Origin of the sequence: Arthrobacter sp. PGP41 (genome assembly GCF_002953935.1) — a bacterium.
Taxonomy (GTDB): domain Bacteria; phylum Actinomycetota; class Actinomycetes; order Actinomycetales; family Micrococcaceae; genus Arthrobacter.
In genome coordinates this window covers 2,780,203-2,794,920 of record NZ_CP026514.1, presented here as the reverse complement: position 1 = coordinate 2,794,920, position 14,718 = coordinate 2,780,203, and the positions used below count along the sequence as shown (strand labels likewise).

General features: G+C 65.7%; 14 protein-coding genes. 10 read left to right on the top strand and 4 right to left on the bottom strand.

What is annotated here, in order from left to right:
* The first annotated feature begins 64 nt into the window (after positions 1-64).
* The 5 genes from C3B78_RS12745 (at position 65) to C3B78_RS12725 (ending at position 5,302) form a co-directional block, all read left to right on the top strand.
* A complete protein-coding gene (locus C3B78_RS12745; protein ID WP_104998400.1) occupies positions 65-1,435 on the top strand; it encodes a hemolysin family protein in 1,371 nt (456 codons plus the stop codon).
* On the top strand, positions 1,432-2,502 hold the full coding sequence (locus C3B78_RS12740; protein WP_104998399.1) for a hemolysin family protein: 1,071 nt from the start codon (positions 1,432-1,434) through the stop codon (positions 2,500-2,502). The genes C3B78_RS12745 and C3B78_RS12740 overlap by 4 nt, the downstream gene beginning before the upstream one ends.
* A gap of 126 nt (positions 2,503-2,628) precedes the next feature.
* Positions 2,629-3,618, top strand: coding sequence for a metal ABC transporter solute-binding protein, Zn/Mn family (locus C3B78_RS12735; protein WP_199775417.1), 990 nt, complete (start codon positions 2,629-2,631; stop codon positions 3,616-3,618).
* Positions 3,615-4,427: a metal ABC transporter ATP-binding protein gene (locus tag C3B78_RS12730; protein ID WP_104998397.1), complete on the top strand. Its 813-nt coding sequence runs from the start codon at positions 3,615-3,617 to the stop codon at positions 4,425-4,427. Before C3B78_RS12735 ends, C3B78_RS12730 begins: the two co-directional genes overlap by 4 nt.
* Complete coding sequence (locus C3B78_RS12725) at positions 4,427-5,302, top strand: metal ABC transporter permease (protein WP_104998396.1); 876 nt, start codon at positions 4,427-4,429, stop codon at positions 5,300-5,302. The genes C3B78_RS12730 and C3B78_RS12725 overlap by 1 nt, the downstream gene beginning before the upstream one ends.
* Positions 5,303-5,352: 50 nt before the next feature.
* Here C3B78_RS12725 and C3B78_RS12720 read toward each other — a convergent pair whose 3' ends face one another.
* Positions 5,353-5,817 carry a Fur family transcriptional regulator gene (locus C3B78_RS12720; RefSeq protein ID WP_104998395.1) on the bottom strand — a complete coding sequence of 155 codons (465 nt, stop codon included), beginning with the start codon at positions 5,815-5,817 and terminating at the stop codon, positions 5,353-5,355.
* 94 nt (positions 5,818-5,911) lie between these two features.
* Between C3B78_RS12720 and C3B78_RS12715 the strand changes: the two genes are divergently transcribed.
* From C3B78_RS12715 to C3B78_RS12700, 4 genes are read left to right on the top strand one after another with little or no spacing between them, the layout of a single operon-like run.
* Positions 5,912-6,568, top strand: coding sequence for an MBL fold metallo-hydrolase (locus C3B78_RS12715; protein ID WP_104998394.1), 657 nt, complete (start codon positions 5,912-5,914; stop codon positions 6,566-6,568).
* Entirely contained in the window at positions 6,565-7,461 is an 897-nt protein-coding gene (locus C3B78_RS12710; RefSeq protein ID WP_104998393.1) for a sulfurtransferase, read from the top strand. The genes C3B78_RS12715 and C3B78_RS12710 overlap by 4 nt, the downstream gene beginning before the upstream one ends.
* A complete protein-coding gene (locus tag C3B78_RS12705) occupies positions 7,458-8,621 on the top strand; it encodes an NAD(P)-dependent alcohol dehydrogenase (RefSeq protein WP_104998392.1) in 1,164 nt (387 codons plus the stop codon). The genes C3B78_RS12710 and C3B78_RS12705 overlap by 4 nt, the downstream gene beginning before the upstream one ends.
* Positions 8,618-9,043: an HIT family protein gene (locus tag C3B78_RS12700; RefSeq protein WP_104998391.1), complete on the top strand. Its 426-nt coding sequence runs from the start codon at positions 8,618-8,620 to the stop codon at positions 9,041-9,043. Before C3B78_RS12705 ends, C3B78_RS12700 begins: the two co-directional genes overlap by 4 nt.
* Positions 9,044-9,077: 34 nt before the next feature.
* Here C3B78_RS12700 and hrpA read toward each other — a convergent pair whose 3' ends face one another.
* Positions 9,078-13,061 carry an ATP-dependent RNA helicase HrpA gene (gene hrpA / locus C3B78_RS12695; RefSeq protein ID WP_104998390.1) on the bottom strand — a complete coding sequence of 1,328 codons (3,984 nt, stop codon included), beginning with the start codon at positions 13,059-13,061 and terminating at the stop codon, positions 9,078-9,080.
* 64 nt (positions 13,062-13,125) lie between these two features.
* Positions 13,126-13,293, bottom strand: a complete 168-nt coding sequence (locus C3B78_RS19870; RefSeq protein ID WP_197432488.1) for a hypothetical protein — start codon at positions 13,291-13,293, stop codon at positions 13,126-13,128.
* 81 nt (positions 13,294-13,374) lie between these two features.
* Between C3B78_RS19870 and C3B78_RS12690 the strand changes: the two genes are divergently transcribed.
* Positions 13,375-14,343, top strand: coding sequence for a GlxA family transcriptional regulator (locus C3B78_RS12690; protein WP_104998389.1), 969 nt, complete (start codon positions 13,375-13,377; stop codon positions 14,341-14,343).
* A 13-nt stretch (positions 14,344-14,356) separates the two neighbouring features.
* Here the strand turns inward: C3B78_RS12690 and C3B78_RS12685 are convergent, their stop codons facing one another.
* Positions 14,357-14,689, bottom strand: a complete 333-nt coding sequence (locus tag C3B78_RS12685) for a protealysin inhibitor emfourin (protein ID WP_104998388.1) — start codon at positions 14,687-14,689, stop codon at positions 14,357-14,359.
* Between the last annotated feature and the right edge of the window lie 29 nt (positions 14,690-14,718).

Genomic DNA, 14,718 nt, shown 5'->3' with positions numbered 1-14,718 from the left:
GGGTCTCCAGCTTTTCCTTCCTATTGCCACGCCGTCGGCAACCGCCTCCCGGGCGGGGTGCTGAATGGAGTGGCTTCTCCTTGCAGCAGGACTGCTGCTCATCGCCGGCACGGGTTTCTTTGTCGCCGTCGAGTTCTCCCTCATCGCCTTGGACCAGGCAACGGTCCAGCGCGCCATTGACGACGGCGATACGGCCGCCGTGCCATTGCTCACCTGCCTGAAGTCACTGTCGACGCAGCTCTCCAGCTGCCAGCTGGGTATTACCCTGACCACCCTCCTGACCGGCTACGTGATGGAGCCCTCCGTGGGCCGCCTCCTGGAAGCACCCCTGGCCGCCGTCGGACTTCCCGGCGTGGCAGTCGCCTCCATCTCCCTGGTCCTGGCCATGGTGATCGCCACCCTGCTCTCCATGCTCCTGGGCGAACTGGTGCCTAAGAACATGGCCATTGCGCTGTCCTTCCCAGTAGGCCGGGCCCTGGCTCGGCCGCAGTTGATGTTCACCGCCGTCTTCAAGCCCGCCATCGTGGTGCTCAACGGATTCTCCAACAAGGTGCTGAACGTCTTTGGACTGGAAGCAAAGGAGGAAATCTCCGGCGCCCGGACGCCCGCTGAACTTGCATCCCTGGTACGCCGTTCGGCGGCGATGGGAACGCTCGACGCCGGCACTGCCAACTTCGTGGCGCGCACCTTGAACTTCTCCACCAGGACGGCGGCGGACGTGATGACGCCGCGCATCCGGGTGGAGACGATCGACGCCGACCAGCCTGTGTCCGACGTGGTGGATGCCGCCCGCCGGACCGGATACTCACGTTTCCCGGTCATCGGGGACTCCGCGGACGACATCCGGGGGCTGGTTCACGTGAAGAAGGCGGTGGCTGTTCCCTGGGACCGCCGCCCGAACCTGGAAGCCGGGGCCATCATGACCGAGGTCCTGAGGGTCCCCGAGACCATCCACCTTGACGCCCTGCTGGCAGAACTCAGGGACGGCAACCTGCAGCTCGCAGTGGTACTGGACGAGTACGGCGGAACCGCCGGCATCGCCACCCTCGAAGACCTGGTGGAGGAGATCGTGGGAGAGGTGGCGGATGAGCACGATAAGGTCCGCCCTGGACTGCTGCAGAGCGCCTCCGGCGATTGGTACTTCCCCGGCCTGCTGCGCCCGGACGAGTTGTCCGAGCAGATTCCCCGGCTGACCGTCCCGGACGAAGCGGCTTACGAAACCGTGGGCGGGTACGTAATGAGCAAGCTGGGCAGGATTGCCACCGTGGGGGACACCGTCCCCGTCGGCGGGGGAGCACTGAGTGTCACCAGGATGGACGGCCGCCGGATTGACCGGATCTGCTTCCATCCGGCCGCTGAACCCGAGCGCGCGGACATTGCTGACAAGACTAAGCGCAACGGCAGGTCCAAGCGCGACGACAGGACAGAACAATGAGCGACTGGGCCGGAATCGTCTGGCTGGGGATCCTGCTGCTCGGTAATGCGTTCTTCGTTGCCGCTGAGTTCGCGGTCATGTCCGCGCGGCGAAGCCAGATCGAGCCGCTGGCCGAGGCCGGGTCCAAGCGGGCGCAGACCACCCTCCGCGCCATGGAAAACGTGTCGCTGATGCTGGCATGCGCGCAGCTTGGCATCACCGTCTGTTCGCTGCTGATCCTGCTGGTGGCAGAACCTGCTATCCACCACCTGCTGGCCGTCCCCCTGGAGACGCTGGGCCTGCCGATGGAGATCGCCGACGTGGCGGCCTTCGCCGTAGCCCTCATGCTGGTGACGTTCCTGCACGTGACCTTCGGCGAGATGGTGCCGAAGAATATTTCGGTAAGCGTGGCGGACAAGGCGGCGCTACTGCTTTCCCCGCCGCTGATGTTTGTTGCCCGGCTGGTCCACCCCGTGATCTCAGTCCTGAACTGGTCTGCGAACCACGTCCTCAAGCTCCTCCGCATTGAGCCCAAGGATGAGGTGAATTCCTCTTTCACCCTTGAGGAAGTGCAGTCGATCGTGCAGGAGTCCACGCGCCACGGACTGGTGGATGACGACGCCGGGCTCATCACCGGTGCGTTGGAGTTCTCCGAATACACTGCCGCGGACATCATGGTGCCGCTGGACAAGCTGGTCATGCTGAAGGCGTCCACCACGCCGGTGGAGTTCGAAAAGGCAGTTAGCCGCACCGGGTTTTCCCGCTTCCCCATGCTTGACGAGGACGACATGCTCTACGGCTACCTCCATGTCAAGGACGTGCTCTCCATCCCCGAGCAGGCCTATGGGCTGCCGATTGCCGAAAGCCGCATCCGGTCATTGGCCAACCTGGCACTGGACGACGAGATTGAAAAGGCGATGTCCGTCATGCAGCGCACTGGCTCGCACCTTGCCCGGGTGATCGGCCCGGATGGCAACACCCAGGGCGTCCTGTTCCTTGAGGACGTGATTGAGCAGCTGGTGGGCGAGATCCGGGACGCCACGCAGGCCACCGGCATCCGCCGGCTGGGACAGCCGAACGGCAGCTGACGCGACGGCGCCCTTCCGGCCAGCGTGGGGAGGGCGCCTTCCGGTCTTCTTTTCTAAATAGGAATCATTCCCATTTACGTATAAGCTGGACTGGTTGTTTTCATCGTCTTCATGAATGAGGTTCCCGTGCGCCGTTTCGCCGCTGCCCGATCGTCCTTGGCCGCCCTTGCCGGGCTAGGCCTCTTGCTCACCGCATGCAGCCCGCAGGCGGAACCGTCCACGCAGGCTGCCGACGGGATCAACGTGGTGGCGTCAACGAACGTCTACGGGGACATCGCCAAGACAATCGGCGGGGACAAGGTCAGTGTTACGGCCCTGATCACCAAGACCAGCCAGGATCCGCATTCCTACGAAGCCACTGCCCAGGACCGGCTGGCAGTTTCCAAAGCCGATCTTGTCCTGGAAAACGGCGGCGGCTACGACGGCTTCCTCCACACCCTGGCGCAGGACAGCGGCATCGACGACGCGAAGGTGCTGAACGCCGTCGAGCTTTCCGGCCTTGCACACCCGGAGGAGGAGAAGGCCTCCGCAGGGGCGACCACTTCGGAACCGGCAGCGGGGGATGGCTCCGCGCACGACCACGGAGAAATGAACGAGCACGTCTGGTACAGCCTGCACGCCATGGAGCAGATCGCCGACGGTATCGCCGCCAAGCTCGGCGAGCTGGACCCCGCCTCTGCATCGACCTTCGAGTCCAACGCTTCGGCTTTCAAGTCCAGCGTTGAAGAACTGCATGGAAAGCTCGATGCCCTCAAGCCTGCCTCGGCCGGGGCCCGGGTTGCCGTCACTGAACCCGTGCCGCTCTACCTCCTTGAGGATGCCGGGCTGGTGAACGCCACCCCTGCGGACTACACTGCTGCGATTGAAGAAGGCTCCGACGTGCCGCCTGCAGTCCTCAAGGCGGTAACCGACCTGGTGGCCACGAAGTCGGTGCGGCTCCTCGCATACAACAGCCAAACCGAAGGCCCGCAGACGGAATCGCTGAAAAAGGCCGCGGAAACTGCCGGGGTTCCGGTGGTGGACTTCAACGAAACACTGCCTGAGGGCAAGACGTACCTGCAGTGGATGACGGACAATGTGGACAACATCAGCAAAGTTCTGGAGACAAATAGTTGAAACCCCTGGTCAGCCTCACCGGAGCGTCCCTGAAGTTCGGCAAGCGGGCGCTCTGGGAGGACCTGGACCTGGACATCAGGCCCGGCGAGTTTTTTGCCGTGCTGGGTCCCAACGGTAGCGGCAAGACCAGTTTCCTGAAGGTCCTGCTGGGGCTCCAGGAACTGCACTGCGGGGAGGCCTTTTTGGGCGGCCGCCCGGTGGAGCGCGGAAGCAGCCTGATCGGCTACATCCCGCAACAGAAATCGTTCGCGCCGGACACCCCCATGCGTGCCAGGGACCTCGTGGGCCTCGGCGTGGACGGCCACCGCTGGGGCCTGCGCCTGAACTCCGCCAAAGCAAACCGCAGGATCGACGAACTCCTTGCACTGGTTGGTGCCACAGAATACGCAAAAGTCCCGGTGGGCCAGCTGTCCGGCGGCGAACAACAGCGGCTCCGCGTGGCGCAGGCACTTGCCACGGATCCCCGGGTCCTGCTCTGCGATGAGCCCCTGCTCTCCCTGGACCTGCACCATCAGCAGGCGGTCAGTGCCCTGATCAACAAGCAGTGCCGCGACCAGAACAGCGCCGTTGTGTTCGTGACGCACGAAATCAACCCCATCATCGACTACGTGGACCGCGTCCTGTACTTGGCCGGCGGACGCTTCAGGGTGGGAACCCCGGAAGAAGTCATGACCACCGAAGTCCTCTCCGAGCTCTACGGCAGCCACGTTGAGGTTATCCACGCGAACGGCCGCATCGTGGTGGTGGGCCTGCCTGATGCCACAACCCATCACCATGCGGAGATGCACGCGGCGGGAGAGGCTGCCTGATGGACGCGGACAGCATCCTTGGCGCGATCTTCAGCTTCGAGAATTATGGCGAACTGCTGGTACTGGTCCAGAACTCGATTTGGGCAGGTGCCGTCCTGGGCCTGCTGGGCGGGCTGGTTGGCACCTTTGTCATGAAGCGGGACCTGGCATTCGCGGTGCACGGCATATCCGAGCTCTCCTTCGCCGGTGCGGCCTTTGCGTTGCTGATCGGCGCGGACATCGTCTTTGGATCGCTCATCGGATCGGTTGCCGCCGCCCTGCTCCTGGGCCTGATGGGCGTCCGGGCGAGGGACAAGAACTCAATCATCGGCGTGATCATGCCGTTCGGACTGGGACTGGGAATCCTGTTCCTGTCCCTCTATGAAGGACGGGCTGCGAACAAGTTCGGCCTGTTGACCGGGCAGATCGTGTCCGTGGACACGGTGCAGCTCCAGGCGCTTGCCGGCACCGCGGTGGTGGTGATGGTGGCCTTGGTGGCCATCTGGCGGCCGCTCAATTTCGCCAGCGTGGATCCGGAACTGGCGGAGGCCCGGGGTGTTCCCGTCCGGACGCTTGCCATCGTATTCATGGTCCTCCTGGGGGTCAGCGTAGCGCTCTCCATCCAGGTGGTGGGCGCGCTCCTGGTCCTTGCCCTGCTGATTACCCCGGCTGCGGCGGCCCTGCGGGTGACGTCCTCTCCGGTTGCGGTGGTGGTGCTCAGCGTTGCATTTGCCATGACGGCCACAGTGGGCGGGATCCTGCTGGCCCTCGGTGGACGCATCCCCATCAGCCCCTACGTCACCACACTGTCGTTCCTGATCTACGTGGTGTGCCGGGTGATCGGGTCGGTGCGGGCCGGAAGAGGCATCAACGGGCGGATCCTGGCCGCATCCTGAAAGTTGCCTGCCGGCCGGCCTGCCTGGTCGACTACCTAATGGTCCGCTGCCTAAAGGGCGCCGTTGGCCTTGCGTGCCGTGCAGTCAGGGCACAGCCCGAAAATCTCCACCGTGTGGGCCACGTCGGTGTATCCGTGCTCTGCCGCAATGCGCGCGGCCCACGTCTCGACGGCGGGGGCCTCCACTTCCACGGCCTTTCCGCAGTTCCGGCACAGCAGGTGGTGGTGGTGCCCGGTGACGGCGCAGCGCCTGTACACCGCTTCACCGTCGCCGTTCCGCAGTACGTCCACCAGCCCCTCGTCGGCGAGCGACTGCAGGATCCGGTAGGCGGTTGCCAGGGAGACCGGGGCGCCCTGGTTCTGCAGAATCCGGTACAGCTCCTGCGTGCTGACGAAATCGTCGAGTTCATCGAGGGCGGCACTTACTGCCCGGCGCTGCTTCGTAACGCGCTGTTCCTTGCCGCCGCCCTGCACGGGGGACGGGGTGGTGGAATCAGCCTTGGCGCCGAAGGGCATGGGTGGACTCGCTTCCTCAGGATGGTGGCAAAGATCCAGATTACCAGCCGGAGCTTCGTGGACATGGTCCGGAGGCGGACCCTAGGCTGGCGCTATGAAGCTGACCAAATACACCCATTCCTGTGTCCGCCTGGAAAAGGACGGCCGTGTCCTGGTGCTGGATCCGGGCAACTTCTCCGAGTCGGCGGAGGCCCTGGAGGATGCGGAGGCGGTCCTGGTCACGCATGAGCATGCTGACCACGTGGACGTTCCGGTGGTGGTGGAGGCGTTGCGCGCAAACGGGAAGCTGGCGGTGTTCGCTCCGGCGCGGGTTGCCGGCCAGCTGCAGGACAAAGCCTCCGGCGAAGCCGCCCGCGTCCACGCCGTTAACCCCGGCTCAACGTTCCAGGCTGCCGGCTTTACCGTCCGCAGCTTCGGCGGCCAGCATGCCCTGATCCACCCGCAGATCCCCCTCGTCGCCAACATCGGATACCTCATCGACGACAACGTCTACCACCCGGGGGACTCCTTCATCATTCCGGACGGGATCAGCGTCCAGACCCTGCTGGTTCCCCTCCACGCGCCGTGGAGCAAATCCGCCGAGGTGCTGGACTTTGTGATCGGTGTCCGGGCGCCGAAGGCGTTCCAGATCCATGACGGACTGCTCAACGAGAACGGCCTGAAGATCGTTGAAGGGCATGTGCAGAGGATCGGCGCCAAGTACGGCACCGACTACGCCCATCTGGCTGCCCGGGAGTCGGTGGAAGTTTGAACCCCTTGATAGACGTGGCGGGCCTGCAGGCCCGCCTTGCGGAACACCGGCGCACCGTGCTCCTTGATGTCCGCTGGGTCCTGGGCGATCCGCACGGTTACCGCCACTATCTGCAGGGGCACCTGCCGGGTGCCGTGTTCGTGGACCTTGCCGCTGAACTTGCCGCCCCGGCAGCTCCGGAGCGCGGGAGGCACCCGCTGCCACGGGCCGAGGACTTCCAGGAAAGCGCCAGGCGCTGGGGCATCAATGACGGCGACGTTGTGGTTGCCTACGATGACAGCGGCAACATGGCCGCGGCACGGGTGTGGTGGATGCTTCGGAACGCCGGCTTCGCGGACGCCTACCTGCTCGACGGCGGCCTTGCCGCCTGGCGTGCCGCAGGCCATCCGGTGGCAGCAGGGCCGGTTATCCCGGATGCCGGAGACGTGACGCTCGCGGACGGGAACATGCCGGTGGTCGACGCCGCCGCTGCCGCCGGCTGGCCGCACGACGGCCTCCTGCTGGACGCCCGTGCAGGAGAGCGCTACCGCGGTGAGTTCGAGCCTGTTGACCCCCGGGCCGGGCATATCCCGGGCGCGGTCAACGTGCCGACGTCGGAAAACGTGGACAGCAGCGGGCGGTTCCTGCCGTCCGATACCCTCCGCCGCCGGTTTGAGTCCCTGGGCGTACGCGAAGGAGTGCACGTCGCGGTGTACTGCGGCTCCGGGGTCACAGCGGCCCACGAGGTGGCAGCCCTGGAACTCGCCGGCTTCCGGGCTGCGCTGTATCCTGGATCGTTCTCGGAGTGGTCCAACAACCCGGACCTGCCGGTGGCAACCGGCGCAGAGCCCGGCCGCCCAAGCGGACTGCCGAGTGGAAACCCGGCTGCCGGCAAGGGTAGCGTCACACTATGACCCCAGGACGCCCCGTACCGCCGCCCCTTGCCAAACCAGTCACCCCGGAACCCGCCGGTCCTGAGTCAACTGCTGTGGACGGCCGCCGCCTTGCTGCCGCGTGCGGCGCGACGGCACCGGACAGCGGGCTGGTCCCGCTGACCCTCGCCCGGCGCGCTCCCGGGCCGGACGACGTCGAAATCGCCATCGAGTTCTGCGGGCTGTGCCACTCGGATGTGCATGCCACCCGGGGCGAGTGGGGCGGCAGGATCTGGCCGCTGGTTCCGGGGCACGAGATTGTGGGCACCGTCAGCCAGGTGGGTTCCGCCGTGACGGATTTCGCCGCTGGTGACCGCGTGGGTGTGGGCTGCATCGTGGATTCGTGCCGCGAATGCGAAAGCTGCCTGGACGGCCTGGAGCAGTACTGCGAAAACGGCATGACCGGCACGTACGGGGCCGTTGACCGGCGGAACGGCGGCGCCGTGACGCAGGGCGGCTATTCCTCCTCCGTGGTGGTGGACCGCCGCTACGTCCTCCGGGTGCCGGCAGCCCTCGATCCCGCCGCCGCTGCACCACTGCTGTGCGCCGGCGTCACCACGTTCTCGCCGCTGCGGCACTTCGACGTCGAAGAAGGCGACGTTGTGGGCGTGGTGGGGCTGGGCGGGCTCGGCCATATGGCCGTGAAGCTCGCCAAGGCAATGGGAGCGAAGGTGGTGGTATTCACGACGTCGGAGGCAAAGGTGGCGGCGGCCCTGGAGCTGGGAGCCGATGAGGTAGTCCTGTCGCGCGACGAAGCGGCGATGGCGGCGGCCAACCGCAGCATCGACCTCATCATTGACACCGTGGCGGCCCCGCACGACCTGAACCCCTTCTTCCGGACCCTGCGGGTGGACGGTGCCCTCTTCCAGCTGGGCCTGCCGTCGGAGGCGATGCCGCCGGTGAACCCGGGCGCGCTCATCCGGCGTCGGATCGCCTACGCCGGCTCGTTGATTGGCGGCATCGCCGAAACCCAGGAGATGCTCGACTTTTGCGCCGAGCACGGTGTTGCTGCGGACATCGAGGTGGTGCGGGCAGACCAGCTGAATGAGGCCTACGACCGGATGGTGGCAGGCGATGTGAAATACCGGTTTGTGCTGGACACCAGCACCTTGCAGGCACCCGCCAAGGAGGCAGACGCATGAGCACGCTCTTCACCAGGATCCTGAACGGCGAAATCCCGGGCCGCTTCGTGTGGCGGGAACCGGATGTCGCCGCTTTCCTCACCACCGGGCCGCTGGCTGACGGCCACACCCTGGTGGTACCGACTGAGGAAGTGGACCGGTGGACGGACGCTTCGCCGGAAACGCTGGCGAAGGTCATGGAGGTGGCCCGGCGGATCGGTGCCGTGCAGGTGGAGACCTTCAATGCGGCGCGGGCCGGGCTGATCGTGGCGGGTTATGAAATCAACCACCTCCACGTGCACGTCTGGCCCTCGAGGAGCATGGCCGAGTTCAATTTCGCGACGGCGGACCAGAACCCTGATCCGGATGTCCTCGACGCCAACGCCGAGAAGCTCCGCCAAGGCTTGCGGGCCGCCGGGTACGGCGAGTACGTGCCGTCCTAGGCGGCCCGTCCAGGTCCCGCTCCGTGCTCCCGGCCTAGGCCGGCGCCAGAGCCTTGTTGAGCACGGCGCGGATCCTCTTCTCCGACACCGAATACGCTGTCCCGAGTTCGACGGCGAAGAGGCTCACCCGGAGCTCCTCAAGCATCCAGCGCACCTGGGTTAACTCAGGGCCTGCCTTGCGTCCGGGGAGCAGGGCCGACACGGCGTCGTCGTAGTCGTCCTCGAGCCGCTGTACCACGGCCATGTTCAGGGCGTCGCGCTGGACGTTGCCCGGAAGGCGTTCCAGCCTCTTTTCAATGGCCGAAAGGTACCGGGGGAGCTGGCTCAGCTGGGCGTAGCCCGTCCGTGCCACAAAGCCGGGGTAGACCAACTGTTCCAGCTGGCTCTTGATGTCGTTGAGGGCACTGATCAGCGCCAGGCTGGTGGTGCCCTTCAGCTGTTTTTCGATCCGCCGGGTGCTGGCCAGGATTCGTTCCACCACTGCGGTGACGCTGAACACCGTGTCGATCAGTTCGGCCCGGACCACCTCGTACAGCCGGTCAAAGGACTCCTGGTCCCAGGGCAGTTCCGCGGGCGTGAGCTTGTCGATGGCGGCCAGGGCGCAGTCAGCGATCAGGCTTGCGACCGAGCCGTGCGGGTTTTGGCTGAACGTGAGTTTCTCCGTGTTGCTCAGGTGCTCCAGCACATACCGGTCAGGTGCCGGAACGCGCAGGGCCAGCAGCCTGACCACCCCGCCGCGCATTGCCTCCTGCTGTTCCTCGGCAGTCTGGAAGACACGCAGTGACACCGACGTGCCCTGGTCCACCAGCGCCGGGTAACCCGTCACCGTGTGGCCGTTGACCGTGCTGCTGACCTGGCGCTGGATCGTTCCGACCGTCCATTCGGTGAGCCCGTCCTGTTCCCGGAAGCCGGTTGGGCCTGCGGCCCCCGGCACTTCGGCTGGCTGCAGCGCTGCGGAGGATCCGGCGTCGTGCGTTTTCCCTGACCCCCGCGCAGGATTCCTGCCGTTGCCGGCGCCGGGCGCGGTGGAGGCGGGCGTGGCCCCCAGCGACTCTGCGATGGCCCGCCGCGTTGCCGGAGCCAGCTTCTCCTGGAGTGCGGCGAGGTCCTTGCCCTCGTCCAGGACTTTGCCCCTGCTGTCCACCACCTTGAAGCTCACCCGCAGGTGCGGGGGCACCGCGTCCCAGTTCCAGGATCCCGGCGGGATGACGTGTCCGCGGATCCGGCGCAGGGCAAGCTCAAGGGAAGGTTCGAGCTCGTCCACGGCGGGATCGAAATCGGATTCCAGGACTGCCACTGCCTGCCGGGCAACGTCCGGGGCGGGAACGAAATTCTTGCGGATCTGCTTCGGCAAGGACTTGATCAGGGCCGTCACCAGCTCAACGCGCTGCCCCGGTATGAGCCAGCGGAAAGCCTTGTCATCCAGTTGGTTCAGGAACAGCACCGGCACCTCGGCCGTGACGCCGTCGGACGGGTTGGGCGGCGAGCCGGGAGCCACCGGGTGGAACTCGTAGCTCAACGGCAGCTCAAAGCCCTTATGCAGCCAGGTCTTGGGATAGGCGGCTTCGTCGAGGTCGTCCGCGTCGTCGCTGAGGAGGAGGGACTTGTCGTAGTCAAGGAGGTCGGGGTTCTTCTGCCGGGCCTCCTTCCACCATCTGTCGAAGTGCCGTTCGGACACAACGTCCGGTCCCACCCGCGCGTCGTAGAACTCAAACAGCGTCTCGTCATCCACCAAGAGGTCGCGACGGCGCATCCTGGCCTCCAGTTCCTCAACTTCATTGAGGAGCGCGCGATTGCGGTGGAAGAACTTGTGGTGGGTTTTCCAGTCACCCTCCACCAGGGCGTGCCTGATGAAGAGTTCCCGGGCGACGACGGGGTCAACCCTTCCGTAGTTGATCCTGCGCTGGGCGATGATGGGCACGCCGTACAGGGTGACCTTCTCGTACGCCATCACGGCGCCCTGGCGGGTGGACCAGTGCGGTTCGCTGTAGCTGCGCTTCACCAGGTCCGGGGCTACCTGTTCGGCCCACACAGGATCGAACTTCGCCGCCACCCTCGCCCAGAGGCGGCTGGTCTCCACGAGTTCCGCCGCCATCACGAACGTGGGTGACCTCTTGAAGAGGGCCGAGCCGGGGAAGATCGCAAACCGGCTGCCCCGGGCACCTGCATACTCGCGCTTGCGTTCGTCAAGGATGCCGATGTGGCTCAGGAGCCCGGAAAGAAGGCTGATGTGGATGCCCTCGTGGTTGCCCACGGGGTCGGCAAGCCGCTTGTTGTCGAGGCTGATGCCCAGGGGCCGGGCCAGCTGGCGCAGCTGGGCAAACAGGTCCTGCCACTCCCGGACCCGGAGGTAATTGATGAACTCGGCCCGGCACATCCGGCGGAAGGCGGACGACGAGAGCTCCTGCTGCTTCTCCTGTAGGTAGTTCCAGAGGTTAAGGAAGCCGGTGAAGTCCGAGTTCTCGTCCTTGAACCGGTTGTGCTTTTCCGCCGCGAGTTGCTGCTTGTCTGTTGGACGCTCGCGCGGGTCCTGGATGGTGAGGGCCGCGGCCAGGACCATCACCTCGCGGACGCAGCCGCGTTTGCCCGCCTCCACGATCATCCGGCCCAGGCGGGGGTCCACCGGCAGCTGGGCGAGCTTCTGCCCGACGGCGGTGAGCCCGCCGCCGCTTTTCGCCCCGTCCGTGCCGTTCTGCGGCCGGGCGGCAGCGAGGGCGCCGAGTTCGCGGAGCAGCGTGACGCCGTCGTTGATTGCCCGCGTTTCAGGCGGCTCCACGAAGGGGAAGTTTTCGACGTCCTTGGGGCCGCGCGCCACTCCCATGGCGGTCATCTGCAGGATAACGGCAGCGAGGTTGGTCCGCAGGATCTCCGGGTCCGTGTAGAGGGGGCGGGACTCGAAGTCTTCCTCGGAGTACAGGCGGATGGCGATGCCGTCCGAGACGCGGCCGCAGCGGCCGGACCGCTGGTTGGCCGAAGCCTGGGAGACCCGCTCGATCGGCAGCCGCTGGACCTTGGTGCGGTGCGAGTACCGGGAGATGCGGGCGGTGCCGGTGTCGATGACGTACTTGATGCCTGGAACCGTGAGCGAGGTTTCGGCGACGTTGGTGGCAAGGACAATCCTGCGCTTGCTGCCGGGGTGGAAGACCTTGTGCTGTTCCTGCAGGCTCAGCCGTGCGAAGAGCGGAAGGACTTCGGTTCCGGCCAGCCGGCGGTTGGACTGGATGCGGGCCTGCAGCGCTTCGGCAGCGTCGCGGATTTCGCGCTCGCCGGAGAAGAACACCAGGATGTCGCCCGGCGCTTCGAGGGCAAGTTCGTCGACGGCGTCACACACGGCGTCAAGCGGATCGCGGTCTTCCTCGAGTTCGTCATCGGAACCGTTCTCGTCGTCAGGCCCGGCTCCGCCCGGTGGCTGGGAGATCGGGCGGTACCGGATTTCCACCGGGTAGGTCCGCCCGGAGACCTCGACAATGGGTGCGGGTTCTTCCGGTGTGCCGAAATGGTCGGCAAAGCGCTGGGGGTCGATGGTGGCGGAGGTGATGATCACCTTGAGGTCCGGCCGCTGCGGCAGGATCCGCTTGAGGTAGCCCAGGATGAAGTCGATATTGAGGCTTCGTTCGTGGGCCTCGTCGATGATGATCGCGTTGTACTTGCGCAGCAGTTTGTCCCGCTGGATTTCTGCAAGCAGGATGCCGTCGGTCATCAGCTTGACCTTCGTGGCGCGGCTGACCTCACCTGTGAAGCGGACCTGGAAGCCCACCTCCTGGCCGATGTCCACGCCCAGTTCCTCGGCGATGCGCTCGGCCACCGTGCGGGCTGCGAGCCGGCGCGGCTGGGTGTGGCCGATCAGCCCGTTTTCACCCAGGCCAAGTTCGAGGCACATCTTGGGTATCTGGGTGGTCTTACCGGAACCGGTCTCGCCGGCGATGATGGTGACCTGGTTCGCCGCTATGGCTGCCATCAGGTCTTCGCGCCGTTCGGAGACCGGCAGCTCGGCGGGGTAGGAGATGTGAAGTGTCATGTCTGCTGACAGTCTACTGCGGGTGCCCGGGCTTCCCGTTTCGGCTGTCTGCAGTGGCGCCTGCCTAGAAGACGCGGAGCGTGTAGTTGATGCTGGGGAGGTCCAGGGCGGACCAGGCTTCGTGGGATTCGACAGGAGGCGTATGCCCCCGGCCGTCACGCAAAAGCGCTGAAACGGTGGCGGCGGCTACGAGGAGGATCAGGAGGACGAGGAGGGTTATGAGGATTTCCATGACTCCATGCTTCTCCTCTCGGCAGCCAAGAAAAAGTGGCAGAAATGCCCAAAAAGCTATAATTCCTGCCACAATGGAAGCATGCTCAAATCAGTGGCTGTCATCGTGGTTCCCAACTTCTCGATATTCGAGTTCGGTACTGCCTGCGAGGTCTTCGGTATCGACAGATCCGGTCGGGGGAGCGGCGTCCCGGCCTTCGACTTCCGCGTCTGCACGCCGCAGCCTGGTAACGTCCGGCTCAAGTCCGGCCTGTCCCTGAACGTCGGCCTGGGACTCGAGGCAACCGACGATGCGGACCTGGTCATCATGGCCCCCTACGGCAGGGACGACGAGTTGCCCGAATCCGTCCTCGAGGCGCTCCGGGCTGCCGATGCGAGGGGAGCTTGGGTAATGTCCATCTGCTCGGGCGCTTTTGCCTTGGCCCGCGCCGGCTTGCTCGACGGGCGCCGCTGCACCACGCACTGGCACTACTCAGGCCAACTGGCTGCAGAGTATCCGCGCGTGCAGGTGGACGAAAACGTCCTCTACGTGCAGGACGGCAACATCATCACTTCCGCAGGCACCGCCGCCGGGATCGATGCGTGCCTCCACCTTGTGCGCGTCGAACTGGGGGCGCAGGTGGCTGCCGCGATCGCCAGGGACATGGTGGTTCCCCCGCACCGTGACGGCGGCCAGGCGCAGTTCATCGACCGGCCAATGCCAGCCTGCGGTTCCGCTCCCATGGAGGAACTGCTGCGCTGGATGGTGGAGAACCTGGACCGCGAGCACACGGTGAACGAACTGGCGGCGCGCGTACACATGTCCGCCAGGACATTCGCCCGGCGCTTCCGGTCCGAGACCGGAGCGACGCCTGCCGCCTGGCTCAATTCACAGCGGGTGCTCCGGGCCCAGGAACTCCTTGAGTCCACCGACCTGAACATCGAAGAAATCGCCAGGGAATCCGGCTTCGGGCACCCTGTCCTGCTGCGGCACCACTTCGCCAAGGTCCTGGACACCAGCCCGCAGTCATACCGCCGCGCTTTCCGCGGCCAACTGGCTGTGGCGGGATAGCGCCCCTTGCACGCTAACCGGGCGCCGGTCCGTTGCGGCGTTGTTTGGCGCGGATTTCCTCGGCCGCTTCCCGCGTACTGTCCACGAGAATCCGCCAAGGTCCGGTGACGGCCTGCTCAGGCAGGGCTGCCCTGCGCTGCCCTGCCCGGATCGAATAGATGAACCTGTCCGGTTGGGCTTCCGCAAACTGCTCGGCAGCTGCCTTCGGAGTCCTGGGTACTGAATCCCAGGGGCATGCCTCCACGATGGGCTGCCACTGGCTGATGGCGCTCTTGGATTGGGCTTCCACAGTCCACACCCGTGGTATCGCGGCGATTCCTCCGGTGCGCTCAACACTGATCTTCATGGCCTGGTCCTTGGGCTTGCCCTGCAGCC